This window comes from Peptoniphilus rhinitidis 1-13, from assembly GCF_000246925.1.
Lineage (GTDB): Bacteria > Bacillota > Clostridia > Tissierellales > Peptoniphilaceae > Peptoniphilus_A > Peptoniphilus_A lacydonensis.
Genome location: NZ_BAEW01000036.1, coordinates 1 through 1500, shown reverse-complemented (window position 1 = coordinate 1500; position 1500 = coordinate 1). Strand labels below are relative to the sequence as shown.

The window sequence follows — 1500 nt, the reverse complement described above, 5'->3', positions numbered from 1 at the left end:
GGAACAAAAGAAACTGTTGGGGGGTATGAATAAACATACTATCTCAACAGTTTTTTAGTAAAAAAATTGCACTTACTCTACAAATCACCTAAGATAAAGTCACCACAACCAAATAAAGGAGGTAAAGTAAGTGCAAATAAATAATATCACAAAGCTTGTGGGAATTAAAGGTATTAAATTAGAAAAAGTAGAAGAAACAGAAGATAAGATAACAATAACAGGTAAATGTAAGAAAAGACCTAAAACATGTCTATGCTGTGGATCAAAAAAGATAGAAATACATGACCATAGACAACAAAACATAAGAGATTTACCATATAGAGACAAACAAGTAATATTAAAAATAGACATAAGACGATTTAAGTGTAGAGAATGTGGAAAAAGATTCACAGAAGACAAGCCATTCGTATCAAAACATTGCCAAATAACAAAAAGACTAAAAAGAAGAGTATTAGAAGAATTTAAAAACAAAATATCCATCAAAGATATAGCTAAAAAATTTTACATTTCACCCAAAACAGTCTCAAACATAATAGATACAGTAGAAATAAAAAGACTAAAACTAGGAGAAGTCCTAAACATAGACGAATTCAAAGGAGATTCAGGAGGAGAGAAATACCAGACGATAATAGCAGATAGTCAAAACAAAAAGATATTAGACGTACTACCAACAAGAAAATTTGATTACTTAGATAAATACTTTAGTAAAATACCAAAAGAAGAAAAAGATAAAGTAAAAATCTTCGTAAGCGATATGTATAGACCATATAGAGATATAAAGAAAAAACACTTTCCAAACGCAAAACATCTAATAGACAGATATCATTTCATAAGACAAGTAACATGGGGATTTGAAAATACAAGAATATCAGAATCAAAAAAGATGAAAAAACAAGAAAGAATACACTTTATGAGAAGTAAATCCCTTCTGACAAAACCAATGATAAAACTTGAAGATGACGAAAAGATAAAAGTATCAATAATGTTAGAAAGAAACGAAGAAATAAGAAAAGCATACCTAACAAAAGAAACCTTCTACAACCTAGTTATGAAGAGTGAAAACAAAGAGAAAGCTCAAAGAAACATACAAGGTTGGATAGTTTACCTGTTAGAAGATGGATCCATTAAATGGAGGTTCTGTCTAACAGCATTTAAGAACTGGATAGAACAAATATCAAACAGTTTTGATTACGAATTTACAAATAGATATGTAGAAGGAATTAACAATAAAATAAAAGTATTAAAGAGAATAACATTTGGAATGAAAAATTTCAAAAGATTTAGAAATAGAATATTAGCACTTGAATAATATACAAGAACTGAATAAAAGAATTAGCTTTTAGGAAAATAAGCCTATAGGCTTATTAAGTGACGCTAAAAACAGGTAGAAAGTGACTATTAAGATAGGTCTTTTAAAAGTAAGTGAATAATGATGTATAATTAAGAAGAGATGCCAACTTTATAGGTTAGCATCCCCCAATGGATTCTTTAGAGCCAAAA

1 protein-coding gene is annotated in these 1500 nt (G+C 28.7%); it reads left to right on the top strand.

The features are described from left to right. Positions 1-130: 130 nt before the first annotated feature. Entirely contained in the window at positions 131-1309 is a 1179-nt protein-coding gene (locus RH95_RS09070) for an ISL3 family transposase (protein ID WP_010248875.1), read from the top strand. The last annotated feature ends 191 nt before the right edge of the window (positions 1310-1500 follow it).